The organism is Variovorax sp. N23, from assembly GCF_025486315.1.
GTDB lineage: Bacteria > Pseudomonadota > Gammaproteobacteria > Burkholderiales > Burkholderiaceae_C > Variovorax.
Genome location: NZ_JAOOPY010000009.1, coordinates 1 through 26,375, shown reverse-complemented (window position 1 = coordinate 26,375; position 26,375 = coordinate 1). Strand labels below are relative to the sequence as shown.

Genomic DNA, 26,375 nt, shown 5'->3' with positions numbered 1-26,375 from the left:
CTACTGACATGAGCAACCTCCAAAGACTCTGGCGCAACAGCGCCGTGCGCGGCGGCATCGCCGTGCTGGTGGTGCTGGCGCTGCTGGGTGTGTGTGCGCCCTGGCTCGGCACCTTCGATCCGTCGGCCATGGACCCGAGCTTCATCTCGGTCGATGCCGGCACCGCCGGCCAGGTCACGCTGCCCGATGGCAACCAGATCGCCCACACCTTCTGGATGGGCAGCGACAGCGTCGGGCGCGACGTGTGGAGCCGCGTGCTCTACGGCACCCGCATCTCGATGCTGGTGGGCCTGTTCACCGCCTTCGTCGCCATCGCCTTCGGCTGCGTGCTCGGCATGCTGGCCGGTTACTTCCGCGCGGTCGACGCGGTGCTGATGCGCGTGATGGACGGCGTCATGGCCATCCCGGCCGTGCTGCTGGCCATCACGCTGGTGGCGGTGCTCGGCGCCAACCTGTCGACCGTGATCCTCGCGATCGCGGTGCCCGAGGTGCCGCGCGTCACGCGCCTGGTGCGCGCGCTGGTGATGAGCCTGCGCGACGAGCCCTTCGTCGAGGCCGCGCGTGCGCTGGCCACGCCCGACGCCACCATCCTGTGGCGCGACATCCTGCCGAACGCGCTGGCGCCGCTGATCGTGCAGGGCACCTTCATCGCCGCCTCGGCCGTGCTGACCGAAGCCATCCTGAGCTTCCTCGGCCTGGGCCTGCCGTCGGACGTGCCGACCTGGGGAAACATCATGGCCGAAGGCCGGGTGCAGTTCTCGCAGAGCCCGGGCAACGTGCTGTTCCCAGCGCTCTTCCTGGTGCCGACGGTGCTGGCGATCAACCTGCTGGGTGACGGCCTGCGCGACGTGCTCGACCCCAAATTCTCCAAACGCGTGTGAGCCTGCGACCCATGAATGCGATGACCGAACCCGTGGCTCCGAGCGCGCCGATCCTCGAAGTGCGCGGCCTGCAGGTGGGCCTGCCGTCGGACGCGGACCGCCCGCATGCGATCGAACACCTGGACCTGCGCCTGGACGCCGGCCGCACGCTCTGCATCGTGGGCGAGTCCGGCTCCGGCAAGTCGGTGCTGGCGACCACCGTGATGGGGTTGATGGCCAAGGGCCTGACGCTCGCGGCGGGCGACGTGGTGCTGGCCGGCGAGACGCTGGTCGACCGGGGCCGCTTCATCTCCGACAAGCGCCTGCGCCAGTTGCGCGGCACCGGCATGGGCATGGTGTTCCAGGAGCCGATGACCGCGCTGAACCCGGTGCTGAGCTGCGGCGAGCAGGTCGACGAACTGCTGCGCACCCATACCGACTGGAACACCGCGCAGCGCAAGGCCCGCATCCTCGAGATCTTCGAGCGCGTCCGCCTGCCCGACCCGGCGCGCATCTTCGCGAGCTACCCGCACCAGCTCTCGGGCGGCCAGCGCCAGCGCATCGTGATCGCGATGGCGATCATCCTGAAGCCGCGCCTCCTGATCTGCGACGAGCCGACCACTGCGCTCGACGTGACCACGCAGGCCGAGATCCTCAAGCTCATCGCCGAGCTGCAGGCCGAACAGGGCAGCGCCGTGCTCTTCATCACGCACGACATGGGCGTGGTCGCCGAGATCGCCGACGAGGTGATGGTGATGCACCGCGGCCAGCTGGTGGAGCAGGGCGCCTGCGCACAGGTGCTGCACCACCCGCGCGAGGCCTACACGCGCATGCTGCTCGACGCCGTGCCCGGCATGACGCCGCCGCCCGCGCGCACGCTGCCCGGCGGTCCGGCGCTGATCACCGGCACCGGCGTCGGCAAGGTCTACACGCGCCGCGACTGGATGGGCCGCACGAAGCACAACACCGCGCTGCAGGACGCCAGCGTGGCGGTGCACCGCGGCGAGACGGTGGGCGTGGTGGGCGAGTCCGGGTCGGGCAAGTCGACCTTCGCGCGCTGCATGATCCGGCTGATCGAGCCGAGCGAAGGCAGCATCCGCTGGGGCGACACGCCGGTGCACGACCTGCCCGAAGGCCGGCTGCGGCCGCTGCGCTCGCGGGTGCAGGTGGTCTTCCAGGACCCGAACCGTTCACTCAATCCCCGTCGCACGGTGGGCTCCTCGATGGTCGAGGGCGCGATGAACTTCGGCATGGACAAGCTGCATGCCCGCCGCACCGCCGAGGAGCTGATGGACCGCATCCAGCTGCCGCGCACCGCGCTCGAGCGCTACCCGCACCAGTTCTCCGGCGGCCAGCGCCAGCGCCTGGCCATCGCGCGCGCCATCGCCTGCCAGCCGCAGGTGCTGGTGGCCGACGAGGCGGTGTCGGCGCTCGACGTGTCGGTGCAGGCGCAGATCCTCGACCTGCTGCGCGAGATCCAGCGCGACCTCGGGCTGGGCATCCTCTTCATCACGCACGACCTGCGTGTCGCGGCGCAGCTGTGCGATCGCGTGATCGTGATGAGCCAGGGCCGCATCGTCGAGCAGGGCGCCACGGGGCGCGTGTTCAACGCCCCCGGGAACGACTACACGCGCCGGCTGCTGGCCGCCGCACCGCGCGCCGAACTCGCGGGCCAGCCGGTACCGACGGGCGCCTGATGCGGCGACCGTTCCTGTCGTCGCCGCGGCTCAACGACCCCGCGTGGCGCCGCGAGTTCAGGCTGGGTTGCCGCGACATCCGGGGCCCGGCGCTGGGCACCCTGGCGATGGGCCTGGTGGCCGGCGTGGCGATGGCCAAGAGCGGCGTCGCCCTGGGCGTGATCCTCGGCATGTCGCTGCTGGTGTTCGCCAGTGCGTCGCAACTGGCCTGCCTGCCGCTCATGGCCGCCGGTGCGCCGCTGTGGGTGATCGCCGCGACCGCCTGCGTGCTCAACCTGCGCTTCGTCGTCTTCAGCGTGAGCTGGCGGCGCTACTTCGGCGGGCACGGCCGGCCGCAGCGCGTGCTGCTGTCGTACCTGGCGGGCGACCCGGTGTATGCGCAGTTCGTGCAGCGGCACCCGGTGCCGTCGCCGACCGGCCGCGCGACCGTGGCGCAACAGGGCTACTTCCTCGGGCTGGCGCTCACCAACTGGGGGGCCTGGCATGTCGCGTCGCTCGCGGGCATCTTCCTGGCCGACGCCATTCCCACCGCCTGGGGCCTGCGCTTCGTCGGCGTGCTGGCACTGCTCGCGCTGGCGCTGCCGATGCTGACCGACCGCGCGGTGCGCTGCTCGGCGCTGGCCGCCGCGTCGGTCGCGCTGGCGACCGCTTCGTGGCCGATGGGGCTGAACGTGGTCGCGGCCATCGCGACGGCCTTCGTGGCCGGGCTCTGGGCCGACCGCCACTGGAACCTGCACTGATGCATGCGGCCCACGGGGTGTACGCCTGGCTCGCGGTGCTGGCGCTGGTGGGGGTGACCGTGCTCACGCGCAGCTTCTTCCTGCTGCCCGACCGCGAGCCGCGCCTGCCCGGCTGGCTGCGCCAGGGCCTGCGCCATGCCCCGGTGGCGGCGCTGCTGGCGATGGTCGTGCCCGAGGTCTTCCTGAGCAACGGCCACCTGCTGGCCGACTGGCGCGACGCGCGGCTGTTCGCCGTGGCCGCGGCATTGCTGTACTACCTGGCTCGGCGAAACGACGTGACCGGGACGATCCTGGCAGGGGCGGCTACGCTCATGCTGTTCAGGCTGGGGCTAGGCTGGCCTTGAAATGAGCCCACCCCCGAAGCACCTGCGGCGCTTCCCCCTCAAGGGGGCGATACCGGCGGCCCGGCAAAGCCGGTTCCGCGGTATCCCTGGCCTCTGCGGCGCCAGTGTCGTCGGCTGCGGGCGCTGCGTTGGGCAATGGATAACTGATCGATAACTGAAGAGAAACGGAAACTGAAATGACGATGGCAATGAGCTGGTCCGAATGGGCGGACCACGATGCGGTGGCGCTGGCCGACCGGGTGCGCAAGGGCGACGTGAGCCCGGCCGAGCTGGCGGCGCAGGCAAAGGCGGCCATCGACAAGGTCAACGGCCCGCTCGACGCGGTGGTCGAGGTGTTCGACGACGCCGTGGCCGACCCGGTGGGCAACGGCACGAACACCGGCGGCACCTTCGCCGGCGTGCCCTACCTGATGAAGGACCTGGGCCCTACGCTCAAGGGCCGGCTGCAGGAATTCGGCTCGCTGCTGATGCAGGGCCACCGCCCGGCCGAAGACAGCTTCCTCACCGGCAAGATCCGCCAGGCGGGGCTGAACATCATGGGGCGCACCACCACGCCCGAGTTCGGCGTGTGCAGCTCCGCGGAGAACTCGCTCTACGTCACGCGCAACCCCTGGGACACGGCCTACACCACCTACGGGTCCTCGGCCGGTACCGGTGCCATCGTGGCCGCGGGCGTGCTGCCGATGTCGCACGCCACCGACGGCGGCGGCTCCATCCGCATCCCGGCCGGCGCCAACGGCAACATCGGCCTGAAGGTCTCGCGCGGCGTGTTCTCGCTGGCGCCGGGCCTGTCGGACCTGTCGGGCCTGGTGTCGATCCAGGGCTGCCACAGCCGCACGGTGCGCGACACCGCGGCCTTCGTCGACCAGTGCCGCGGCGGCGCGCCCGGCGAATTCATGCCCTTCTGGTCCCCGGCCGAGCCGTACAGCGAGCTCATCAAGAAAGACCCGGGGCGTCTCCGCATCGCGCTGTCGCACGAGTGGGGCGACTACCGCGCCACGCCGCATTTCGTGGCCGAGCTGGAGCGCGTCGGCCGCTTCCTCGAAGGCCTGGGCCATCACGTCGAATGGGCGCTGCCGAAGGTCGATTTCCAGACCGCCTTCGCCGCGCAGACCACCTGCTACATCAGCAACTTCGCGCAGGTCATCGCCGGCCAGATCGCGCGCCTGGGCCACGAGCGCCCGCCGGCCGATCTGCTCGAGCCGATCAACATCAAGATCTGGGAAGCGGGCCTCGACACCACCTACGGCGAGCGCTCGAAGATGCAGGCGGTGTTCAACACCACCTCGCGCGCCTTCGGCAACTTCTTCGAGGACTGGGACATCATCCTCACACCGGTGACCGCGCTGCCCACGCCCAAGGTCGGCACCACCGAGTACCTCACGGTCAGCGACAACCCGTCCGTCTACGACTGGTTCGGCAACCTCTGGAAGAACTTCGCCTACACCCCGCTCGCCAACCTGTGCGGCATGCCCGGCATCTCGCTGCCGCTGGCGGCGCAGGAGAACGGCCTGCCGCTGGGCATCCAGGCGCAGGCGCGGCAAGCCAACGATGGGTTGCTGCTGCAACTGGCGGCACAGATCGAACGGGCCATCGGGGGCAAATGGAATGCGGGGCTGCGGCCTGGGGTGCATGTAACCGGCGCTTGAGTCCCGATTCGGGACGAGGCTGAGGCCGGCGCGGTGCACTGCTCCGCGAATGTCCCCCGGCCTGCGGCCTCCTCCTTTATTTCGCTGCGCAGTACACCGCACCGACCTCAGCCTTGGACACGGCGGTGGTTGATCGCGCGGAACGACGCGCCGCGTCCAGGCCGAGGGTGATGGGTAGCCCCTGCAGCGAAATAAAGGAGGAGGCCGCAGGCCGGGGGACATTCGCGGAAGGGGTTACCCGTCGCCCTCGAGCCCACCCCGAACAACAGCCAACAAACAAAAACGCCGCAAGCCAACAAAGGCCCACGGCGTTTTCAACGAACGCAGGACAGCTTACTTTGCCGTCGGCATCACGAACTCGGCCCCCTTGCCGATGCTCTCCGGCCAGCGCTGCATGATCGACTTCTGCTTCGTGTAGAAGCGCACGCCTTCTTCGCCATACGCGTGCATGTCACCGAACAGCGAACGCTTCCAGCCACCGAACCCATGCCAGGCCATCGGCACCGGGATCGGCACGTTGATGCCGACCATGCCGACCTGGATGCGGCGGCCGAACTCGCGTGCCACATTGCCGTCGCGGGTGAAGCACGACACGCCGTTGCCGAACTCGTGCGCGTTGATCAGGTCGACCGCTTCCTTCAGGTCGGCCACGCGCACGCAGCCCAGCACCGGGCCGAAGATCTCTTCCTTGTAGATGCGCATCTCGGGCGTGACGTGGTCGAACAGCGTGCCGCCCATCCAGTAGCCGTCGTCGCAACCGGTGCCGGCCTTGGCGCCGTCGAACTTTCGGCCATCCACCAGCAGCTTGGCGCCTTCGGTCACGCCCAGGTCGATGTAGCCGGTGATGCGCTCGTGCGCGGCGCGCGTGACGATCGGGCCCATCTCGGCGTCGAGGTTCTCGCCGTCGAGCACCTTCAGCGTCTTGGTGCGCTCGATCAGCTTGGGCAGCAGGCGGTCGGCCACGTCGCCCACCAGCACCGCCACCGAGATCGCCATGCAGCGCTCGCCAGCCGAGCCGTAGCCCGCGCCGATCAGCGCGTCGACCGCCTGGTCGATGTCGGCGTCGGGCATCACGACCATGTGGTTCTTCGCGCCGCCCAGGGCCTGCACGCGCTTGCCGTGGCGGGCGCCGGTCTCGTAGATGTAGTTGGCGATCGGGGTGGAGCCGACGAAGCTCACCGCCTTCACGTCCGGGTGCTCGAGCAGCGCGTCGACCGCGACCTTGTCGCCCTGCACCACGTTGAAAACGCCGTCGGGCAGGCCGGCCTGCTTCAGCAGCTCGGCCATCTTCAGCGACGCGCTCGGGTCGGTCGGGCTCGGCTTCAGCACGAAGGTGTTGCCCGCGGCGATGGCCACCGGGAACATCCACATCGGCACCATCACCGGGAAGTTGAACGGCGTGATGCCGGCCACCACGCCGAGCGGCTGGCGCAGCGTCCAGTTGTCGATGCCGGTGGACACCTGCTCGGTGAAGTCGCCCTTGAGCAGCTGCGGAATGCCGCAGGCGAATTCGACGATGTCGATGCCGCGGCTGACTTCGCCCTGCGCATCGGTGAAGACCTTGCCGTGCTCGGCGGTGATCAGGTGGGCGAGCTCGTCCTTGTGTTCGTTGAGCAGTTGCAGGAACTTGAACATCACGCGGGCGCGGCGGATCGGCGGCGTGTCGGCCCACGCGGGGAAGGCGGCCTGCGCCGAGGCGACCGCGGCGTCGACCGCCGCCTTGTCGGCCAGGCCGACCTTGCCGGTGACCTTGCCGCTGGCGGGGTTGGTCACGTCCTGGCTGCGGCCGGATTCGTTGGCCACGGCGCGGCCGTGGATGTAGTGGTCGATGGAGGCGATGGTCATGCGAGCTCTCGTGCGGGTGTCGTTCGGGGGAGGATGTCGGCAGTTTAGGCACGCGGCACCCTGGCGCCAAGACGCCTCCGGCTTAACTGATTGTTCGTATTGGTGAACAATGCCATCATGGACTCCCGAAAGATCGAAGCGCTGTGGACCCACCTGCACGCGCTCACCGTGCTGGCCCAGCAGGGCAGCTACACGGCCGCGGCGCAGCGCCTGGGCGTGAGCAAGGCGGCGATGAGCCAGCGCATCGCCGAGCTGGAGCAGGCGGCGGGCGTGCCGCTGGTGCAGCGCACCACGCGCAGCGTGCGGCTCACCGAAGCGGGCCAGCGCCTGGTCGACGAGATGCGCCCGAACTTCGAGCAGATCGCCCACAGCTTCGCCGGCGTGCGCGACCTGGCCGGCGTGCCGCGCGGGCTGCTGCGGGTGACGGCGCCGGTCGCCTTCGCGCGCCAGCAACTGGTGCCGCGGCTGGCGGACTTCCTGCGCGCCTACCCCGAGGTGCGCATCGAGCTCGACCTGTCGGACCGGCTCCGCTCGCTGGCGATGGAAGGTTTCGACCTCGCGATCCGCCACACCGCCGCCCCGCCGGACACCCATGTCGCCTGGGTGCTGTGCCCGACGCGCTCGGTGCTGGCGGCCAGCCGCGGCTACCTGCGCCGCCGCGGCACGCCCGACGCGCCGGCCGCGCTCGCCGCGCACGACTGCCTCCACTACCCCCGTGCGCAGGACACGCCGACCTGGCACCTGGAGCGGCGCGCCGGCCGAGCAGGCGGTTCGGGGAGCGACGGCCAGCGCGTCACCGTGCCGGTGTCGGGGCCGCTGGCCGCCAACAACAGCGAAGCGCTGCGCGATGCGGCCCTGGCGGGGCTGGGCATTGCGCTGCTGCCGGACTTCAGCGCGCAGGCGGCGCTGCGCGCGGGGAAACTGGTGGAGGTGCTGCCGCAGTGGACGCCGGTCGGCGCCTTCGGGGAGCGGCTGTACGCCATCCGGCCCTATGCCAGTCACGTGCCGCGCGCGGTGGCGGCTTTCGTCGCGTGGCTGCGCGCGTCGCTGGCCGAGGGCTTCGGCGCCGACGTGGGCACCCGCATCGGCGGCTGAGCGACGCCGATCGGCCGAGCGGGCCCGCTTCCTGCAGGTGCTGCGCTCTGTCGGACGACGCCGACCATCGCCGCGCACGTCATACCCTCCGGTTAGGATGACGCGCCGCTACCAACGAGCCCTCCCGGAACAGACCGTCTCCATGCCACTTTCCGCGCCGAACACTGCGCCCACCACGCTCGCCGCTGCGCCGGACGAGCCGGTGCGTGCACCGCCCCGCGTGGCGCGCGGCGCAGAAGGCGCGGTGGTCGCGCAAGGCCAATGGACGGCCCTGGCCTTCTCGTCGCGCCAGGACTGGGTCGCCCTGGCCGAGAGCCTGCGCGGCCTGCCGAAAGGCGATGCCGCGTGGGACCTGCGCCCCATCGAGCAGCTGGACCACATCGGGGCCCAGGTGCTGTGGCGGCATTGGGGCGGCGCCTGGCCGCAGCACATCGAGATGGACCCGCCGCACAAGGCGGTGCTCGAGCATGTGGCGCAGTTCACCTGCGCCGCGCCGCCCGATGCCGGTCCGACGCTGGCCGACCATCTCAAGGCCTATGCCCACCGCGGCCCGCGCGCCCTGGTGGTGGCGCGCGACGTCCTGCGGCTGATCGGCCAGCTCGTGCTGGACATCGGCACGCTGATCCGCGCACCGCACCGTGCGCCCTGGCGCGACCTGTCGGGCCAGCTCTACCAGTTCGGCACCACCGCGCTGCCGATCACCGCGCTGGTGGGCGTTCTGATCGGCGTGGTGCTGGCCTACCTCATGTCGAACCAGCTGCGCAACTTCGGCGCGGAAGCCTTCATGGTCAACATCCTGGGCCTGTCGCTGATCCGCGAACTCGGGCCGGTGCTGGCCGCGGTGTTGGTCGCGGGGCGTTCGGGCTCGGCGATCACGGCGCAGATCGGCGTGATGCGCGTGACCGAGGAACTCGACGCGATGCGCGTCATGGGCATCCCGCACGGCTTCCGGCTGGTGATGCCGCGCGTGCTGGCGCTGGCCGTCGCGATGCCGCTCATCAGCATGTGGACGTCGATGGCGGCGCTCGGCGGCGGCATGATCGCGGCCAACCTCACGCTCGACCTGTCGCCGGCCTACTTCATGCAGGCGCTGCCGCGCGCGGTGCCGTTGTCGAACCTGTGGCTGGCGCTGGGCAAGTCGGCGGTGTTCGGCATCCTCATCGCGCTGGTGGGCTGCTACTTCGGCATGAAGGTCAAGCCCAACACCGAGAGCCTCGGGCGCGGCACCACCTCGTCGGTGGTGACCTCGATCACCGTGGTGATCCTGGTCGACGCGCTGTTCGCCGTGCTGTTCCGGGGCGTGGGTTTCCAATGATCGACGAGCCGGCATCCGACGCGCCGGTGGTGGTGGACATCCGCCGCCTGTGGACGGTGTTCAAGTCGACCGACGGCGAGCAGGTGGTGCACCGCGACCTCGACCTGTCGATCCGCCGTGGCGAGGTGCTGTCGCTGGTCGGCGGATCGGGCACCGGCAAGACGGTGCTGCTGCGCCAGATCCTCGGCTTGCAGCAACCCACCCGGGGCGAGGTCACCGTCCTCGGCCAGCGGCCCGGGCAGCTGGGCGCCAAGGATGCGGCCAAGGTCGGCATGCTGTTCCAGCACGGCGCGCTGTTCTCGGCCTTCAGCGTGCTCGAGAACATCGCCTTCCCGCTGCGCGAGCTGCGGCTGCTGCCGGACGACCTCATTCGCGATGCGGCGCTGGTCAAGCTGCAGATGGTGGGCCTGAAGCCCGAGCATGCGAACCGCAGCCCGTCGGACCTGTCGGGCGGCATGATCAAGCGCGTGGCGCTGGCGCGTGCGCTGATCATGGACCCGCCGCTGCTGCTGCTCGACGAGCCCACCGCCGGGCTCGACCCCGCGGCCTCCGACAGCTTCTGCGACCTGCTGCGCAGTCTGCACCGCGAACTGGGGCTGACGGTGGTGATGGTCACGCACGACCTCGACACGCTGTTCGACCTGAGCACCCGCATCGCGGTGCTGGCCGACCAGCGGGTCATCGTCTCGGGCCGGCCGCGCGAGGTGATCGCCTACGAGCACCCGTTCATCCACGACTACTTTCTGGGCGGGCGCGGAAAGCGCGCCATGGAAGCCCTGCACGACACCCCCGCCGGCGACGCGCCGGCCGAAAGGTAGACCCCATGGAAAACAAGGCCCATGCCCTCGCCGCCGGCGCCTTCGTGCTCGGCCTGGTCGCCGTGCTCGTCGCGCTGGTGGTCTGGCTCACGCGCGACAACACGGTGCGCAACACCTACGAACTCTCGACCCGCGACGCGGTCAGCGGCCTGCAGCCGCAGGCCATGGTGCGCTACCGCGGCATCGCGGTGGGCAAGGTCACGGCCATCGACTTCGACCCCAAGGTCAAGGGCAACGTGCGGGTGCGCATCACCGTCGACGAACGGGTGCCGCTCACGCAGTCGAGCTTCGCCACGCTGAGCTACCAGGGCGTGACCGGCCTGGCCTTCATCGCGATCGACGACAAGGGCGAGTCGCAGGTGGCGCTGGCGCCCGACAACGCCAACCCGCCGCGCATCCCGCTCAAACCTTCCGTGCTGGCGCAGCTGCAGGACCGCGGCGAGGTCATCCTCGACCAGGTCGAGGACGTGACCAAGCGGGTCAACGTGGTGCTGGGCGCAGCCAACCAGAAGCGCATCGCCGATGCGCTGGAGAACATCGCGCAGGCCGCGGCCAGCGCCAACCAGCTGACGAAGCAGCTCGACAACACCGTCAGGACCGGCCTGAACCCGGCGCTCACGGCGCTGCCGCCGCTGATCGACCGCACGCGCGACACGATGGGCTCCGTCAAGACCGCGGCCGGCGACATCTCGCGCGTGGCCAACAACCTGAACACGACTGCCAACCGGCTCAACGCGCCCGACGGACCGATCGACCGGCTGGGCGACGGCACCAAGGCGCTGTCGCAGGCGGTGGACAGCTTCAACATGGCGACGCTGCCGCGGCTGAACCGCGTGGCCGAGGACACGTCCAGCGCGGTGCGCCGCCTGGGCCGTGCGGCCGACGGCATCAACGACAACCCGCAGTCGCTGCTCTTCGGCAATGGCGGCGCCGTCGCCGGCCCGGGCGAGCCGGGCTTCTCGGCACCCGCCGCCGCACGTCCTTGAAATGAAACCTACCCCCGATGCGCCTGCGGCGCCTCCCCCTCAAGGGGGCGCACCCAGCGGCCTGGCAACGCCAGTTCCGCGGGTGCCCTGGCCTCGGCCATGCCGGTTTCATTGGCTGCGGGTGGCGGGTAGCACTATAGATAACTGAGGTGAAGACCATGCCCACACGCTTTTGCTCCACCGCGGCCCTGGCGGCTGCTCTCCTTCTCCTGGCCGGATGCGGGTCGCTGCCCGACCGGCCGTCGCGCGCGATGCTCTACGACTTCGGTCCGGTGTTGGCGGCCCGGGCACCGGCGCCTGCCGATGCCACGCCGCGCCCGACGCTGTCGCTGGCCGACGTCGACGCCAGCACGCGGCTGGAAGGCACGCAGATCCTCTACCGCCTGGGCTACGCCGATGCCAACGAGTTGCGGCCCTACGGCCAGTCGCGCTGGAGCGTGGCGCCCAACCAGCTGCTCTACCGGCGCCTGCGCGACGCCCTGGCCGAGCGCCGCACGGTGCTCAGCCGCGAAGAGAGTGCGAGCCTGGCGCGCACGGCCGGCCGCGTGCCGCGCACGCTGCGCGTGTCGCTCGAGGAATTCAGCCACTACTTTGCATCGCCGACGCAGAGCGCCGGCCTGGTGCGGCTGCGTGCCACGCTCGTGCAGAGCGCGCCCGGCGGCGACAGCGTGGTGGCGCAGCGCAGCTTCACGGTGCAGCGCCCGGCAACGAGTGCCGACGCGCCGGGGGGCGTGCGGGCGCTGACCCTGGCCAGCGATGCGGCGATCGCCGAACTGGTCGCCTGGGTCGATCAGCAGCCCTGACGACGCGCGCTCAGGGCGCCGTCCGACCCAAAATCGGGAACAGCTTGCCCAGCCCGTCGGCCATCACCTCGACCGCCAGCGCGGCGAGGATCAGGCCCATCAGCCGTGTCATCACGTTGATGCCGGTCTTGCCCAGCACGCGCGCGATCGGCTCGGCCAGCGAGAAGGCGATGCCGGTCGCCAGGCCGATCACCACGCCGTAGCCGACCAGCACGGCCATCTCCCAGAGGTGCCGCGTCTTCTCGGCGTAGATCACCATCGTCGACATGGTGGCCGGGCCGGTGAGCAACGGGATGGTCAGCGGCACCACGGCGATCGACGCGCCGAGCGAGGCCTTCACCTCGGTCGCGCGGATCTCTTCCTTGTTGGTCTTGGCCTCGGCCGGCTGCGCGTTGAGCATGTTGAGCGAGCTGATGAGCAGCAGCAGGCCGCCGCCGACCTGGAAGCTCGCGATCGAGATGCCGAAGAAGCCCAGCAGCTGCAGGCCCAGCAGCGCGCTGATGGCGATCACCACGAAGGCGCTGAAGGCCGAGATCCACGCGGTGCGGCGCCGCTGGCGCTCGTTGTATTCCTGCGTGTAGTGGATGAAGAAGGGCACGATCGCCAGCGGGTTCACGATGGCCAGCAGCGTGATCAGCGGCTTGATCAGGTCCATCGTGGGGCTGGCCATCAGCGTCCCCCGGTGACGTCGAGCAGCGCCGCCGTCGTGTAGCTGGCCTCGGGCGAGAGCAGCCACAGCACGGCCCCGGCGATCTCCTCGGCGTTGCCGACGCGCTTCATCGGCACGCTGGGTGCCAGTGCGGCGGCGCGCTCGGGCATGCCGCCGGACGCATGGATGTCGGTGGCGATCAGCCCGGGGCGTACTGCGTTGACGCGGATGCCTTCGTCGGCCACCTCCTTGGCCAGACCGAGCGTGAAGGTGTCGATCGCGCCCTTGCTGGCCGCGTAGTCGACGTACTGGCCGGGCGACCCGAGCCGCGAGGCCGCGCTGGAGACGTTGACGATGGCCCCACCGCTGCCGCCGTGCTTCGTGCTCATGCGCCGCACCGCCTCGCGGGCGCAGACGAAGCTGCCGATCACGTTGATGCGGAACATGCGCTCCAGCCGTGCCACGCTCATCTCGTCGACGCGGGCCTGCAGGTCGACCACACCGGCGTTGTTGACCAGCGCGGTGAGCCGGCCGAGCCTGGCGTCGACCTGCTCGAACATCGCCAGCACCTGGGCCTCGTCGCCCACGTCGGCCTGCACCGCGATGGCGCTGCCGCCGCTCGCGCGGATGCGGCGCACCACCTCGTCGGCGGCCAGCGAGTTGCTGGCGTAGTTGACGGCCACGGCATAGCCGCGCTGCGCTGCGAGAACGGCGACGGCGGCGCCGATGCCACGGCCGCCGCCCGTGATCAGAAGGATCTGCTGGTTCAATTCCCGCCTCCTGCACGGAAGCCGTGCGTGGGTTAAAAAAGCGCCCCGGCGCGGATTACATCATCGTCGCCTCTCCTGGAGACATCCATGCCCCGTACCGTCGACTACTACTTCACCCCGCAGAGCCCCTGGACCTACCTCGGCCACGACCGCTTCGCCGCCATCGCGAAGGCCGCCGGCGCCACCGTGCGGGTGCGGCCGGTCGACTTCGGCGCGGTGTTCCCGGCCTCGGGTGGCCTGCCGCTGGGCAAGCGCGCGCCGCAGCGCCAGGCCTACCGGCTGGTCGAGATGGCGCGCTTCTCGCAGCACCTGGGCCTGCCGATGAACGTCAAGCCGCGCTTCTTCCCGGTGGCGGGCGACGATGCATCCAAGCTGATCATCGCCGTTGACATGCACGATGGCGTCGACGCGGCGATGCGGGTCTGCGCTGCGATCTTCGCGGCGGTCTGGGTGCAGGAGCGCAACATCGCCGACCCGAAGGTGCTCGAGGCGATTGCCGTCGAATGCGGCCTGCCGGCTCAGCGCGTCGAGCAGTCGCAGCGCCAGGCCGTGCAGGAGCGTTACGAGACCTACACGCAGGAGGCCATCGACGCCCAGGTGTTCGGCGCCCCCACGTACGTGATCGACGGCGAACTGTTCTGGGGCCAGGACCGGCTCCACTTCGTCGAGCACGCGCTGCAGAACAAGACCAACTGATTCTCTCAATCCGACAGGAGCAACGACCATGGGTCAATTCATCGATCTCACCGCCAAAGACGGCGTCACCTTTCCGGCCTACGTGGCCGAACCCGCGGGCCAGCCCAAGGGCGCCATCGTCGTGCTGCAGGAGATCTTCGGCGTCAACTCGCACATCCGCTCGGTGGCCGACGGCTACGCAGCGGCAGGCTACCTGGCGGTGGCGCCGGCGACCTTCCACCGCGTGAAGCCCGGCGTCGACATCGGTTATACCGGCGACGACATGCAGGCCGGCATGGCGCTCAAGGCCGCGGTCGAGGCGCTGCCCGCACCCGGCGTGCTGCAGGATGTGCAGGCCGCCGTCGAGTACGCGGCGAAGGCCGGCAAGGTCGGCATCGTGGGCTACTGCTGGGGCGGCCTGCTGACCTGGTGCGCGGCGGCAGGGGTGTCGGGCATCGCGGCCGCTGTGCCGTACTACGGCGGCGGCATGACCACGCCCGAAGAGTCGGCGCTCAGCCCGACGGTGCCGGTGCTCGCGCACTTCGGCAGCAAGGACCACTGGATCTCGCTCGAGTCGGTCGAGGCCTTCAAGAAGGCGCATCCCGAGGTCGAGGTGCACGTCTACGAAGCCGACCACGGCTTCAACTGCGACCAGCGCGGCTCGTACGACGCGGCCGCCGCTACGCTGGCCAAGGAGCGCACGCTGGCTTTCTTCGCCAAGCACGTTGGATAGGTGGCGTCTGCCTACTTCTTCGGTCCCTTGGCGCGTGGGCCGATGCGGGTCTGCAGGAAGTCGAGCAAGGCCTTCAGCGCGGCGCTGTTGTGGCGCCGCTGCAGGTAGGCGGCCGACAGCCACATGTCGCTGCGCACATAGGGCTTGAGCACCGGCACCAGCTCGCCGCGGTCGATGTGCGGCTGCACCAGCAGTGCCGGCAGGTAGAGGACGCCGAAGCCGTGCAGGGCCACCTCGATCAGCGGCCCGGCCTCGCTGGCGTCCATGCGGCTCTTCACCGAGACGTCGAGCGGCTTGCCCTCCACATCGAAACGCCATTGCGGATGCGTGCCCACGCGCGAATGCGTCAAGGCGTCGTGGCCGGTCAGGTCGGACGGATGCTCGGGCGTGCCGTGCTTCTTCCAGTACATCGGCGACGCGCACACCACCAGCGGCATCTGCTGCAGCTTGCGCACGATCAGGTTGTCGTCGGTAATGGGCCCGAAGCGCAAGGCGACGTCGATCGCTTCTTCGGCCAGGTCGACCGTGCGGTTGCTCAGGTGCAGGCTGATGCTGACCTCGGGGTAGTAGCCCAGGAACTGCGCCAGCAGCGTGGGCAGGTCGCCCTGGCCCATGCCGTGCGGCGCGGAGATGCGCAGGCGGCCGGTGGGCCGGCTCGCGTGCTCCTGGATCTCGGCCTGCGTGAGCGCGACCATTTCCATCACTGGCGTGCTGCGTTCGAGCAGCAGGGCGCCGGCGTCGGTGAGGCTCACCGAGCGCGTCGAGCGGTTGAGCAGCCGCACGCCGAAGCGCGTTTCCAGTTCGGCGACGTACTTGCTGACCGTCGCCTTCGACATGTCGAGGCGCTGGGCCGCACGCGAAAAGCTGCCGAGCGTCGCGACTTCGCGGAAGGTCTTCAGAAGGTCGAGGCTGTCCATTGTTTCGTTTTCATGAACACCATGGTTCATTTTTCAGCGAGTTTACGTCGCATTTTCCTTCGAGAATTCGTCCCACGGGCCGGACGACGGCACGATCTCTGAACAACCTCCGAGGAAACGAAAATGAAGACCACCCAAATCATCGCTGCTGCTGCCCTGACCCTGCTCGCCGCCGTCGGCGCCCACGCTGAAACCTACGACGGCGTCCAGCAAGTCGTGTCGGTCAAGAGCCGTGCCGCGGTCGACGCCGAAGCCGTCGCCGCTGCGCACGCCCCGGACCAGAACATCAACCGTAGCTCGAAGGTCGCGCCGGCCCTGCCGTCGCCCACCAGCCGTGCAGCCGTGGCTGCCGAAGCCCTCGCTGCTGCCAACGCCGCCAACCAGAACCTGGACCGCAAGTCCTTCGTGAACAGCACGGTGCCTGCCGAGTACACGAACGGTTCGCTGGCCACCCGGCGCGCCGGCCTGTGATCGCAGCGGCCGCCGCGTGCGGCCGTGGTTGATCCAGACCTTCGACAAAAGGACCGGACGGTGCACCGCACCGCCCGGTCCTTTTGCATGTGCGCTCAGCGCGCGGTGCGGGCCAGGTAGCGCTTGCGCCAGAACAGCACGACCAGCGCCACCGCGATGCCGCCCATCGCGCCCATCGCGATCCAGAAGCCGGCGGCCGTGTGCACCAGCGGGATGAACTCGAAGTTCATCCCGAAGATGCCGGCGATCAGGTTGAGCGGCAGGAAGATGGCGGTGAGCACCGTCAGCACCCGCATGATGTCGTTGGCACGGTGGCTTTGCACGCTGAAGTGCATCTGCACGGCGGCCTCGGCGTTCTGCTCGAGCCGGCGCACGTGGTGCACCACGCGTTCGATGTGCTCGAGCACGTCGCGGCTGCGCACCATGATGAGCTCGCGCTCGCGAATCTCGGCGGCCGCCTCGGGCGTCGGCAGCGTTTCCATGGCGTCGATCCAGTCCTGCACGGCCGAGCGCTGGTCTTCGCAGATCTCGTCGAGGTGGTGCAGCGACTGGCGCGCCTCCATCAGCGCGCTCCAGTTGGTGAAGCGGCTGCGTGGATCGATCAGCTCGGCCTGCCAGTGGTCGAGTTGGCGCGTGAGTTCGCGCCGCAACGCCAGGTACGCGTCGACGATCTGGTTCACCACCCGCAGCATCAGGTCGGCCGGCCCGGTGGGCACGCGGGCGCTGATGGCGCGCACGTCGAGGGCCGGGGCCGTGGTGTCGGTGCGGTCGCCGCGCGCGGCGGCCATCAGCTTCGCGGCATACACGTCGCGTACCGCGCCGTCTTCCGGATGGACCGACAGCAGCACTCGGTCGAACACCGCGAAGCCGACCGGCCGCGTGTCGACGCGCCGCAGCACCGGCGGGCCGCTGCGGGCCTTCGGTGTCTCGTCGGCCAAGGGGGCGGCGTGCGAGGCGGCGGCCAGCCGACGGAACACGAGCACGTCGTACTGCGAGGTGTAGTCGTAGTGCGAGGGCAACTGGTCGTTGAGCAGGTCGCTCACATGCAGGTCGACCAGCTGCGTGCCGCACAGCGTCTGCAGGATGCCCTGCACGTCGGCGAGCGACGCGCGGAACTCGTCCCGCGTGAGCGAGAGCCACAGGTAGCCGTTCTGGCAGGCGCCGGGCAAGGCCAGGGGCGCCAGGGCGTCGTGCTCGGCGACCTGCGAGCCGGTGATCTCGAAAATTCGCACGGGCGCCGCGGTTTCAGCGCTGCTGCTTCAGGAGCCGGGCGGCGTCGAGCGCGAAGTAGGTCAGCACGCCGTCGGCGCCCGCGCGCTTGAAGGCCAGCAGGCTTTCGAGCATGACGGCGTCGTGGTCGAGCCAGCCGTTCTGAGCGGCGGCCTTGAGCATCGCGTACTCGCCGCTCACCTGGTAGGCGAAGGTGGGCACGCGGAACTCGTCCTTCACGCGCCGCACGATGTCGAGGTAGGGCATGCCGGGCTTCACCATCACCATGTCGGCGCCCTCGGCGATGTCGATGCCGACTTCGCGCAGGGCCTCGTCGCTGTTGCCCGGATCCATCTGGTAGACCTTCTTGTTGCTCTTGCCCAGGTTGGTGGCGGAGCCGACCGCGTCGCGGAAGGGGCCATAGAAGGCGCTCGCGTACTTGGCGCTGTACGCCATGATCCGCGTGTGGATGTCGCCGTTGGCCTCGAGCGCGTCGCGCACCGCGCCGATGCGGCCGTCCATCATGTCGCTCGGCGCGACGATGTCGACGCCGGCCTCGGCCTGCGTCAGCGCCTGCTTCACCAGCACCTCGACGGTCGGATCGTTGAGCACGTAGCCGGTGTCGTCGAGCAGGCCGTCCTGGCCGTGGCTGGTGTAGGGGTCGAGCGCCACGTCGGTCATCACGCCGAGTTCGGGGAAGCGCGCTTTCAGCGCTGCCACCACGCGCGGGATCAGTCCGCCGGGGTTGAAGGCTTCGTCGCCCGCGGGCGTCTTGAGCGCGCCGTCGATCACCGGGAACAGCGCCATCACGGGGATGCCGAGCGCCACGCATTCCTCGGCCACCGGCAGCAGGGTGTCCAGGCTGAAGCGCTCCACGCCCGGCATCGAGGCCACCGCATCGCGCTTGTTCTGTCCTTCCTGCACGAAGACGGGGTAGATCAGGTCGTGCGAGGTGAGCGCGTGCTCGCGGACCAGATTGCGCGTGAAGCTGTCACGGCGAAGGCGGCGGGGCCGGCCGGCGGGAAAGGGGGCGTGGAGGGTCATGTGGAAAATTGTGCACGATGTGTCGTACCCGACGCGGCACCAGCGCCGAATGCGTCAAGTTGTGGCGAGCAGGCCGAAGGGGACCGCCGGTCTTGGCGGGCAAAGTGCGCAAATGTCAGAAAAAGTTAACCATTTGCTTGATACGTTGATTTTGCTTTGTTAAATTCTGACCTGGGCGGCTTGCCGCTCCCCGCTTTTCCTCCCTGAGCGGGTGCCTTGATGTGTGACAGCAAAAGGGCTTCCCAGCCCGGCGCCTTGGCGTCGGGCTTTTTTTTGGGGGGGACTGTTGCTCGCCCCCAGGTCGCGCGCACTGCGTGTCGCGCTCCGCACCCCCTACCGGGGGCAACACCTGCGGCCGGGCGGAGCCCGTCCGCGGTGTTCCACGAAAAGAGCGCGCCTCATGCGCCGTGCAGCGACGACTCTTCAGCCCCACTAAACTGCCGCCATGCTCTGGATCAAATCGCTGCACATCGTCTTCATTGCCAGCTGGTTTGCCGGGCTCTTCTACCTTCCGCGCATCTTCGTGAATCTCGCCATGGTGCCGCCCGGCTCGGAGGCCGAGCGGGCACGCCTGCTGCTCATGGCGCGCAAGCTGTTGCGCTTCACCACGCTGCTGGCCGTTCCGGCGATCGTTTTCGGCGTCTGGCTGTGGATGGGCTACGGCATCGGCCGCGGCCCGGGCAACGGGTGGATGCATGCGAAGCTGGCGTTGGTGCTGGTGGTGATCGGCTACCACCACGGCTGCGCCGTGATCCTGCGCAAACTTGCAGCCGGGACCGACCGGCGCAGCCATCGCTGGTACCGCTGGTTCAACGAACTGCCGGTGCTGCTGCTGCTGGCCATCGTCGTGCTGGTGGTGGTCAAGCCGTTCTGACGCCGCGCGGCCCCACCGTCCTCATCGCCCGGTGACCACGCCGCACAAGTCCGCCGCGCTGCCGCTCGCGCTGGCCTATGCGGCACTGATCGTCTACGCGAGCCTCTACCCTTTCGCCGACTGGCGCGACCAGGGCATCGCGCCGTGGTCGTACCTGTGGGCGCCATGGCCCAAGTACTGGACCGGGTTCGACTTCGGCATCAACGTGGCGGGCTATGTTCCGCTGGGTTTTCTCATGGCGCTGGCCGTGCTGCGCACCCGCCCGGACGCCGGCGGCTGGCAGGCGATACTGCGCGCCGGGCTGGCGGGCAGCGCAGTCTCTTTCGCGATGGAAACGCTGCAGAGCTACCTGCCGGCACGCATTCCGTCGAACGTCGACCTCGGCCTGAATGCGCTCGGCGCCTTCGCCGGTGCAGTGCTGGCCGCCGGCCTGGAGCGCGCCGGTGCCGTGGCGCACTGGAGCCGGGCGCGCTCCTACTGGTTCGTCGACGATGCGCGCGGCGGCCTGGTGCTGCTGGCGCTGTGGCCGGTGGCCCTGCTCTTTCCGGCGGCGGTGACCTTCGGGCTGGGCCAGGTGTTCGAGCGGCTCGAGGCGGCGATCGCCGAGTGGCTGCTCGACACGCCCTTCCTCGACTGGATGCCCCTGCGCGAATTCGAACTGCAGCCGCTGGTGCCGGCCGTCGAACTCCTGTGCGTCATGCTGGGCGCGCTGGTGCCCTGCCTGCTGGCCTTTCTGGTCACGCGGTCGGTGGCGCGCCGCGCCTTGCTGATGCCGGTGATCCTGGCGGTGGGTGTCGCGGCCAGCGCGCTGTCGGCGGCGTTGAGTTGGGGGCCGGAGCATGCGTGGGCGTGGCTGAGCCTGCCGGTCCAGGTCGGTATCGCCGCGGCGGTGGTCGTGGGCGTGTTGTTGCTCGGTGCGCCACGACGACTCTGTGCCGCCTTGCTGCTGGTGGCGCTGGTGCTGCATCTGAGCCTGCTGAACCAGGCGCCTGAAAGCGCCTACTTCGCGCAGACCCTGGCCACCTGGGAGCAGGGGCGCTTCATCCGCTTCCACGGGTTGGTTCAATGGCTGGGCTGGCTGTGGCCCTTTGCCGCGCTGGGCTACGTGCTGGTGGTGCTGTCGCGGCGGGTGCGCCAAACCTAGAATCGGTCGATGCCTTCCTCCACGACCTCCACGCCCGGCTACTACGAGCGCCATATCTTCTTCTGCCTGAACGAACGCAAGAACGGTGAAGACGCCTGTGCCAAGCACAACGCGCAGGAGGGCTTCGACCGCTGCAAGTCGAAGGTGAAGGAGGCGGGCCTGGCCGGTGTCGGCAAGGTGCGCGTCAACAAGGCTGGCTGCCTCGATCGCTGTGCCGGCGGGCCGGTGGCCGTCGTGTATCCGGACGCGGTCTGGTACACCTTCGTGGATGCCGACGACATCGACGAGATCGTCGAGTCGCACCTCAAGAACGGCCAGGTCGTCGAGCGCCTGCTGCTGCCGCCCGACGTGGGTCGCTGAAACCGACCCTGCATCCCTGATGAATTCGCAGACCGAGAAACTTCGCCTGGAAGGCGCGGCGGGCGTCATCGAAGCCCAGCGCGACCTGCCGCCTGACGGCGCCGCATCGCGCGGCGTCGCCGTGATCGCCCACCCGCACCCGCTGTTCGGCGGCACCATGGACAACAAGGTCGTGCAGACCCTGGCGCGCGCCTTCGTGGCGAGCGGCTGGACGGCGGTGCGCTTCAACTTCCGCGGCGTCGGCGCCAGCGAAGGCGTGCACGACGAAGGGCGCGGCGAGACCGAGGACTTCGCAGCGGTGCTGGCGCAGGTCGCGCCGGACGGGCCGGTCGCCGTGGCGGGCTTCTCCTTCGGCGGCTTCGTGGCGGTGAATGCGCTGCAGGCGCTGTGGCCGGCGCGCGAGGTGCAGCAGGTGGTGCTCGTGGGGACCAGCGTGGCGCGCGTCGTGCCGCCGCCGCTGCCCGAGGGCGCGCTCGAACGCGCGCTGGTCGTGCACGGCGAGGCCGACGACACGGTGGCCCTGTCGGCGGTGATGGATTGGGCCCGCCCGCAGTCACTTCCTGTCACAGTCGTTCCCGGGGGTGGCCATTTCTTTCACGGACAATTGCCGCTCTTGAAAAATCTCGTGGCCCGCCATCTGCGCGCGGGCTGATGGCCAGACTTCCCCATTCCCATGAATCGTTTCTCTGACGCGCTCCGCGCGCTGGTGCTGGCTGCCGCCGCATCGTTCTGCATGCTCGCTGCGGCCCAGGTGCCGGTGCCTCCCGAAGTGGCGGCACGCAGCTATCTCCTGCTCGACGTCACGGCCAACCAGATGCTGGCGCAGAAGGACATCGACAGCCCGGTCGAGCCCGCTTCGCTGACCAAGCTGATGTCGGCCTACCTGGTCTTCGACGCGCTCAAGTCCAAGAAGATCAGCCTGACCCAGACCTTGCCCATCAGCGTGCGCGCCTGGAAGATGCCGGGCTCGCGCATGTTCATCGACCCGAAGATGCAGGTGCCGGTCGACGACCTGATCAAGGGGATGATCGTCCAGTCGGGCAACGACGCCACCATGGCGCTCGCCGAGGCCGTGGGCGGCACGGCCGAGCACTTCGTCGAGCTCATGAACGAGCAGGCCAAGGCGCTCGGCATGAAGGGCACCAGCTACAAGAACCCCGAAGGCCTCACGGTGCCGGGCCACACGACGACGGCGCGCGACCTGAGCATCCTGGCCACGCGGCTCATGCACGACTTTCCGGAGTACGTGCACTACTACGCCATCAAGAAGTACCGCTACCCGGGCACGCCGTCGACCAACGACACCAACCGCAACCTGCTGCTGTTCCGCGACCCGACCGTCGACGGCCTCAAGACCGGCCACACCGACGCCGCCGGCTACTGCATGATCGTGACGGCCAAGCGTGACTTTCCGAACCTGGCCGGTGGCCGCCGTCTGCTGTCGATCGTGCTGGGCGCCTCCAGCGAGAACGTGCGCGCCAACGAGTCGCAGAAGCTGCTGAACTGGGGCTACACCGCCTTCGACGCGGTCAAGCTGTTCGACGCCAACCAGCCCGCAGCCACGCCGGCGGTCTGGAAGGGCAAGTCCGACACCGTCAAGCTGGGCCGCCCGGAGGCGATCGTCGTGTCGGTGCCGGCCGGTTCGGCCAGCAAGCTCAAGACGCAGGTCGCGCGCCCCGACCCGCTGGTGGCGCCGTTTGCGAAGAACCAGGCCGTCGGGTCGCTCAAGGTCATGCTGGGCGACGAGCCGGTGGCCGAGGTGCCGCTGGTGGTGCTGGAGCCGGTGGAGCAGGCCGGCATCCTGGGCCGCGCCTGGGACGCCATCCGCCTCTGGATCAAGTAAACCGCCAACGGCTCGGGCGGACTGCTATACTCGCGGGCTTTTCGGAAATTTCCGAAGGGTTTCACGTTTTCGTCATTTCCCGGCTTCTCATGTCACGATGAGGTTCAAGGTCGGGGTGTTTTGGGACTTATTCATTCATGCCAACCATCAATCAACTGGTGCGTCAGGGTCGAACGGTCGAGAAGATCAATTCGAAGAGCCCTGCCATGCAGAACTCGCCGCAACGTCGCGGTGTCTGCACCCGCGTCTACACCACGACGCCCAAGAAGCCGAATTCCGCGCTGCGTAAGGTCGCCAAGGTGCGCCTGACCAACGGTTTCGAAGTCATCTCCTACATCGGCGGCGAAGGCCACAACCTCCAGGAACACAGCGTCGTGCTGGTTCGTGGCGGTCGTGTCAAGGACTTGCCCGGTGTTCGCTACCACATCGTGCGCGGCTCGCTCGACCTGCAAGGCGTGAAAGACCGCAAGCAGTCGCGTTCCAAGTACGGCGCAAAGCGTCCCAAGAAGGCTTAATAGGCCTTCGTTTTGTCGATTCAACGGTGTTCGGTTGCCTTGGCGGGCACATCGAACGAAGTGACCCACTATCGGGTCGAGTAAGTGAGAGTTTTTGTTGGCTCTCGCGGTACCGGAAACGGTGCCAACTGAAGCAAAGAGGTTAGTAACATGCCACGTCGTCGCGAAGTCCCCAAACGTGAAATCCTGCCGGACCCGAAGTTCGGCAATGTCGAGCTGTCCAAATTCATGAACGTGATCATGGAAGGCGGCAAGAAGGCCGTGGCCGAACGCATCATCTATGGTGCGCTCGAGCAGATCGAGAAGAAGAACCCGGGCAAGGACCCGGTGGAAGCCTTCACCATGGCCATCAACAACGTCAAGCCGATGGTTGAAGTGAAGTCGCGCCGCGTCGGTGGCGCGAACTACCAGGTGCCCGTCGAAGTGCGCCCGGTGCGCCGTCTGGCACTGTCGATGCGCTGGATCAAGGAAGCCGCCCGCAAGCGTGGTGAGAAGTCGATGGCCCTGCGTCTGGCCAACGAACTCATGGAAGCCACGGAAGGCCGTGGTGGTGCCATGAAGAAGCGTGATGAAGTGCACCGCATGGCCGAGGCCAACAAGGCCTTCAGCCACTTCCGCTTCTAAGAAAACCGTCCCTCAATCAGACAGGCTGGAAGCCCGACCTACCGTGTGGTGGGCGGGCTTTCATCCGTTAACGGAGTAATTACTCATGTCCCGCAAAACCCCCATCGAGCGCTACCGCAACATCGGTATCTCCGCGCACATCGACGCCGGCAAGACCACCACGACCGAGCGCATCCTGTTCTACACGGGCGTGAACCACAAGATCGGTGAAGTGCATGATGGCGCGGCCACCATGGACTGGATGGAGCAGGAGCAGGAGCGCGGCATCACGATCACCTCGGCTGCCACGACCTGCTTCTGGAAGGGCATGGCCGGTACGTTCCCCGAACACCGCATCAACATCATCGACACCCCCGGTCACGTGGACTTCACGATTGAAGTCGAGCGCTCGATGCGCGTGCTCGACGGTGCCGTGATGGTGTACGACGCCGTCGGCGGCGTGCAGCCCCAGTCGGAAACCGTCTGGCGCCAGGCCAACAAGTACCGCGTGCCCCGCCTCGCGTTCGTCAACAAGATGGACCGCACCGGCGCCAACTTTCTGCGCGTTCGTCAGATGATGATCGACCGCCTGAAGGCCAACCCCGTCGTGATCCAGATCCCGATCGGCGCCGAAGACAAGTTCCAGGGCATCGTCGACCTCGTGAAGATGAAGGCCATCATCTGGGACGAAGACAAGGGCGTGACCTTCCAGTACGGCGAGATCCCCGCCGACATCGTGGACGTCTGCAACGAATACCGCGAGAAGCTGGTCGAAGCCGCTGCCGAAGCCAGCGAAGAGCTGATGAACAAGTACCTCGAAGGCGAAGCGCTGACCGAGGAAGAGATCAAGGCCGCCATCCGCCAGCGCACCATCGCCGGCGAAATCCAGCCGATGCTGTGCGGCTCCGCGTTCAAGAACAAGGGCGTGCAAGCCATGCTCGACGCGGTCATCGAATACATGCCCGCACCGACGGACATCCCGCCGGTCGGTGGCACCGACGAAGACGAAGCGCCCGTCACCCGCAAGGCCGACGACGGCGAGAAGTTCTCGGCGCTGGCGTTCAAGCTGATGACCGACCCGTTCGTGGGCCAGCTGACCTTCGTGCGCGTCTATTCCGGCGTGCTGACCAAGGGCGACAGCGTCTACAACCCGGTGCGTGGCAAGAAAGAGCGCATCGGCCGGATCGTGCAGATGCACGCGAACAACCGCGAAGAGGTGAATGAAATCCGCGCTGGCGACATCGCGGCTTGCGTCGGCCTGAAGGAAGTGACCACGGGCGAAACCCTGTGCGACCCGACGGCCATCGTGACGCTCGAACGCATGGTGTTCCCGGAATCGGTGATCTCGCAGGCCGTCGAGCCGAAGACCAAGGTCGACCAGGAAAAGATGGGCATCGCGCTGCAACGCCTGGCCCAGGAAGATCCGTCCTTCCGCGTGAAGACCGACGAAGAATCCGGCCAGACCATCATTTCGGGCATGGGCGAGCTCCACCTCGAAATCATCGTGGACCGCATGAAGCGCGAATTCGGCGTGGAAGCCAACGTCGGCAAGCCGCAAGTGGCCTACCGCGAAACCATCCGCAAGACGGTCGAAGACGCCGAAGGCAAGTTCGTTCGCCAGTCGGGCGGCAAGGGCCAGTACGGCCACGTGGTGCTGAAGGTCGAGCCGCAGGAAGCCGGCAAGGGCTTCGAATTCGTCGACGCCATCAAGGGCGGTGTGGTTCCTCGCGAATACATCCCCGCGGTCGAGAAGGGCGTGATCGAGGCGCTGAACCAGGGCGTGCTGGCCGGTTACCCGGTGGTGGACGTCAAGGTCACGCTGCACTTCGGTTCGTACCACGACGTGGACTCGAACGAAATGGCCTTCAAGATGGCCGCGATCTTCGGTTTCAAGGAAGGCTGCCGCAAGGCCAGCCCTGTGATCCTGGAGCCGATGATGGCCGTGGAAGTCGAAACCCCTGAAGACTACGCCGGCAACGTGATGGGCGACCTGTCCAGCCGTCGCGGCATGGTGCAGGGCATGGACGACATGATTGGTGGCGGCAAGGCCATCAAGGCCGAAGTGCCGCTGTCGGAAATGTTCGGCTACTCGACCACGCTGCGCTCGATGTCGCAAGGCCGCGCCACGTACACGATGGAGTTCAAGCACTACGCCGAAGCGCCCCGCAACGTGGCCGAAGCCATCGTCGCGGCCCGCGCCAAGTAATCAGGAATGTGGCGCCGCGCAGTGCGCGGCGCTTCTTGTCTGCGATCCGGTGCCGCCCTGTTCCCGTGCGGGGCGAACCAGCAATCGGATGCAGACATAAAACCAATACACGGGACTGCTCTTTCTAAGGATTGAAAATGGCAAAAGGTAAATTCACCCGCACCAAGCCGCACGTGAACGTGGGCACGATCGGTCACGTTGACCATGGCA

The 26,375-nt window shown here is 68.4% G+C and carries 27 protein-coding genes and 1 pseudogene; 22 read left to right on the top strand and 6 right to left on the bottom strand.

Annotated elements, in window-relative coordinates:
• Window positions 1-8 precede the first annotated feature (8 nt).
• From N8A90_RS15010 to N8A90_RS14990, 5 genes are all read left to right on the top strand, one after another.
• The gene (locus N8A90_RS15010; RefSeq protein ID WP_262075729.1) at window positions 9-881 is read left to right on the top strand and encodes an ABC transporter permease; all 873 of its coding nucleotides are present in this window, start codon (window positions 9-11) and stop codon (window positions 879-881) included.
• 11 nt (window positions 882-892) lie between these two features.
• Window positions 893-2,557, top strand: coding sequence for a dipeptide ABC transporter ATP-binding protein (locus tag N8A90_RS15005; protein ID WP_262075728.1), 1,665 nt, complete (start codon window positions 893-895; stop codon window positions 2,555-2,557).
• Window positions 2,557-3,297 (top strand): AzlC family ABC transporter permease, encoded by a 741-nt coding sequence (locus N8A90_RS15000; protein WP_262075727.1) that lies wholly within the window; start codon window positions 2,557-2,559, stop codon window positions 3,295-3,297. Before N8A90_RS15005 ends, N8A90_RS15000 begins: the two co-directional genes overlap by 1 nt.
• Window positions 3,297-3,641, top strand: a complete 345-nt coding sequence (locus N8A90_RS14995) for an AzlD domain-containing protein (protein ID WP_262075726.1) — start codon at window positions 3,297-3,299, stop codon at window positions 3,639-3,641. The genes N8A90_RS15000 and N8A90_RS14995 overlap by 1 nt, the downstream gene beginning before the upstream one ends.
• Before the next feature lie 176 nt (window positions 3,642-3,817).
• The gene (locus tag N8A90_RS14990; RefSeq protein ID WP_262075725.1) at window positions 3,818-5,290 is read left to right on the top strand and encodes an amidase; all 1,473 of its coding nucleotides are present in this window, start codon (window positions 3,818-3,820) and stop codon (window positions 5,288-5,290) included.
• 333 nt (window positions 5,291-5,623) lie between these two features.
• Here the strand turns inward: N8A90_RS14990 and N8A90_RS14985 are convergent, their stop codons facing one another.
• A complete protein-coding gene (locus tag N8A90_RS14985) occupies window positions 5,624-7,135 on the bottom strand; it encodes a CoA-acylating methylmalonate-semialdehyde dehydrogenase (RefSeq protein WP_262075724.1) in 1,512 nt (503 codons plus the stop codon).
• 117 nt (window positions 7,136-7,252) lie between these two features.
• On the opposite strand from N8A90_RS14985, the gene N8A90_RS14980 reads away from it, so the two are divergent.
• The 5 genes from N8A90_RS14980 (at window position 7,253) to N8A90_RS14960 (ending at window position 12,152) form a co-directional block, all read left to right on the top strand.
• A complete protein-coding gene (locus tag N8A90_RS14980) occupies window positions 7,253-8,230 on the top strand; it encodes a LysR family transcriptional regulator (RefSeq protein WP_262075723.1) in 978 nt (325 codons plus the stop codon).
• 142 nt (window positions 8,231-8,372) lie between these two features.
• The gene (locus tag N8A90_RS14975; protein WP_262075722.1) at window positions 8,373-9,545 is read left to right on the top strand and encodes an MlaE family ABC transporter permease; all 1,173 of its coding nucleotides are present in this window, start codon (window positions 8,373-8,375) and stop codon (window positions 9,543-9,545) included.
• Window positions 9,542-10,363, top strand: coding sequence for an ABC transporter ATP-binding protein (locus N8A90_RS14970; protein ID WP_262075721.1), 822 nt, complete (start codon window positions 9,542-9,544; stop codon window positions 10,361-10,363). Before N8A90_RS14975 ends, N8A90_RS14970 begins: the two co-directional genes overlap by 4 nt.
• Before the next feature lie 5 nt (window positions 10,364-10,368).
• Complete coding sequence (locus N8A90_RS14965; protein ID WP_262075720.1) at window positions 10,369-11,349, top strand: MlaD family protein; 981 nt, start codon at window positions 10,369-10,371, stop codon at window positions 11,347-11,349.
• A gap of 158 nt (window positions 11,350-11,507) precedes the next feature.
• The gene (locus tag N8A90_RS14960) at window positions 11,508-12,152 is read left to right on the top strand and encodes a PqiC family protein (RefSeq protein ID WP_262075719.1); all 645 of its coding nucleotides are present in this window, start codon (window positions 11,508-11,510) and stop codon (window positions 12,150-12,152) included.
• Between the two features lie 10 nt (window positions 12,153-12,162).
• Here N8A90_RS14960 and N8A90_RS14955 read toward each other — a convergent pair whose 3' ends face one another.
• Window positions 12,163-12,807, bottom strand: coding sequence for a MarC family protein (locus tag N8A90_RS14955; protein ID WP_262075904.1), 645 nt, complete (start codon window positions 12,805-12,807; stop codon window positions 12,163-12,165).
• 14 nt (window positions 12,808-12,821) lie between these two features.
• Entirely contained in the window at window positions 12,822-13,571 is a 750-nt protein-coding gene (locus N8A90_RS14950) for an SDR family oxidoreductase (RefSeq protein WP_262075718.1), read from the bottom strand.
• Between the two features lie 87 nt (window positions 13,572-13,658).
• On the opposite strand from N8A90_RS14950, the gene N8A90_RS14945 reads away from it, so the two are divergent.
• Complete coding sequence (locus N8A90_RS14945; RefSeq protein WP_262075717.1) at window positions 13,659-14,267, top strand: 2-hydroxychromene-2-carboxylate isomerase; 609 nt, start codon at window positions 13,659-13,661, stop codon at window positions 14,265-14,267.
• 28 nt (window positions 14,268-14,295) lie between these two features.
• Window positions 14,296-14,979: a dienelactone hydrolase family protein gene (locus N8A90_RS14940; RefSeq protein WP_262075716.1), complete on the top strand. Its 684-nt coding sequence runs from the start codon at window positions 14,296-14,298 to the stop codon at window positions 14,977-14,979.
• An 11-nt stretch (window positions 14,980-14,990) separates the two neighbouring features.
• On the opposite strand, the gene N8A90_RS14935 is transcribed toward N8A90_RS14940, so the two are convergent.
• Window positions 14,991-15,896: a LysR family transcriptional regulator gene (locus tag N8A90_RS14935; protein ID WP_262075715.1), complete on the bottom strand. Its 906-nt coding sequence runs from the start codon at window positions 15,894-15,896 to the stop codon at window positions 14,991-14,993.
• A 123-nt stretch (window positions 15,897-16,019) separates the two neighbouring features.
• On the opposite strand from N8A90_RS14935, the gene N8A90_RS14930 reads away from it, so the two are divergent.
• Window positions 16,020-16,367 carry an alpha/beta hydrolase gene (locus tag N8A90_RS14930; RefSeq protein ID WP_262075714.1) on the top strand — a complete coding sequence of 116 codons (348 nt, stop codon included), beginning with the start codon at window positions 16,020-16,022 and terminating at the stop codon, window positions 16,365-16,367.
• 95 nt (window positions 16,368-16,462) lie between these two features.
• Here N8A90_RS14930 and N8A90_RS14925 read toward each other — a convergent pair whose 3' ends face one another.
• Together N8A90_RS14925 and hemB are read right to left on the bottom strand one after the other, a co-directional pair.
• Window positions 16,463-17,599 carry a magnesium transporter CorA family protein gene (locus tag N8A90_RS14925; RefSeq protein ID WP_262075713.1) on the bottom strand — a complete coding sequence of 379 codons (1,137 nt, stop codon included), beginning with the start codon at window positions 17,597-17,599 and terminating at the stop codon, window positions 16,463-16,465.
• Between the two features lie 13 nt (window positions 17,600-17,612).
• Complete coding sequence (gene hemB / locus N8A90_RS14920) at window positions 17,613-18,620, bottom strand: porphobilinogen synthase (RefSeq protein WP_262075712.1); 1,008 nt, start codon at window positions 18,618-18,620, stop codon at window positions 17,613-17,615.
• Window positions 18,621-19,065: 445 nt separating this feature from the next.
• On the opposite strand from hemB, the gene N8A90_RS14915 reads away from it, so the two are divergent.
• From N8A90_RS14915 to N8A90_RS14875, 9 genes and pseudogenes are all read left to right on the top strand, one after another.
• Window positions 19,066-19,494: a CopD family protein gene (locus N8A90_RS14915; RefSeq protein ID WP_262075711.1), complete on the top strand. Its 429-nt coding sequence runs from the start codon at window positions 19,066-19,068 to the stop codon at window positions 19,492-19,494.
• Between the two features lie 31 nt (window positions 19,495-19,525).
• A complete protein-coding gene (locus N8A90_RS14910; RefSeq protein WP_262075710.1) occupies window positions 19,526-20,638 on the top strand; it encodes a VanZ family protein in 1,113 nt (370 codons plus the stop codon).
• 9 nt (window positions 20,639-20,647) lie between these two features.
• The gene (locus tag N8A90_RS14905; protein WP_262075709.1) at window positions 20,648-20,998 is read left to right on the top strand and encodes a (2Fe-2S) ferredoxin domain-containing protein; all 351 of its coding nucleotides are present in this window, start codon (window positions 20,648-20,650) and stop codon (window positions 20,996-20,998) included.
• Window positions 20,999-21,017: 19 nt separating this feature from the next.
• On the top strand, window positions 21,018-21,650 hold the full coding sequence (locus N8A90_RS14900) for an alpha/beta hydrolase (RefSeq protein WP_262075708.1): 633 nt from the start codon (window positions 21,018-21,020) through the stop codon (window positions 21,648-21,650).
• A gap of 21 nt (window positions 21,651-21,671) precedes the next feature.
• The gene (locus tag N8A90_RS14895) at window positions 21,672-22,841 is read left to right on the top strand and encodes a D-alanyl-D-alanine carboxypeptidase family protein (RefSeq protein ID WP_262075707.1); all 1,170 of its coding nucleotides are present in this window, start codon (window positions 21,672-21,674) and stop codon (window positions 22,839-22,841) included.
• Window positions 22,842-22,978: 137 nt separating this feature from the next.
• Entirely contained in the window at window positions 22,979-23,356 is a 378-nt protein-coding gene (gene rpsL, locus N8A90_RS14890) for a 30S ribosomal protein S12 (protein ID WP_013543948.1), read from the top strand.
• A 150-nt stretch (window positions 23,357-23,506) separates the two neighbouring features.
• Window positions 23,507-23,980 (top strand): 30S ribosomal protein S7, encoded by a 474-nt coding sequence (gene rpsG / locus N8A90_RS14885; RefSeq protein WP_114968651.1) that lies wholly within the window; start codon window positions 23,507-23,509, stop codon window positions 23,978-23,980.
• Between the two features lie 85 nt (window positions 23,981-24,065).
• Window positions 24,066-26,165 (top strand): elongation factor G, encoded by a 2,100-nt coding sequence (gene fusA, locus N8A90_RS14880; RefSeq protein WP_262075706.1) that lies wholly within the window; start codon window positions 24,066-24,068, stop codon window positions 26,163-26,165.
• Window positions 26,166-26,302: 137 nt separating this feature from the next.
• A pseudogene (locus tag N8A90_RS14875) lies at window positions 26,303-26,375 on the top strand (elongation factor Tu); the annotation flags it as partial.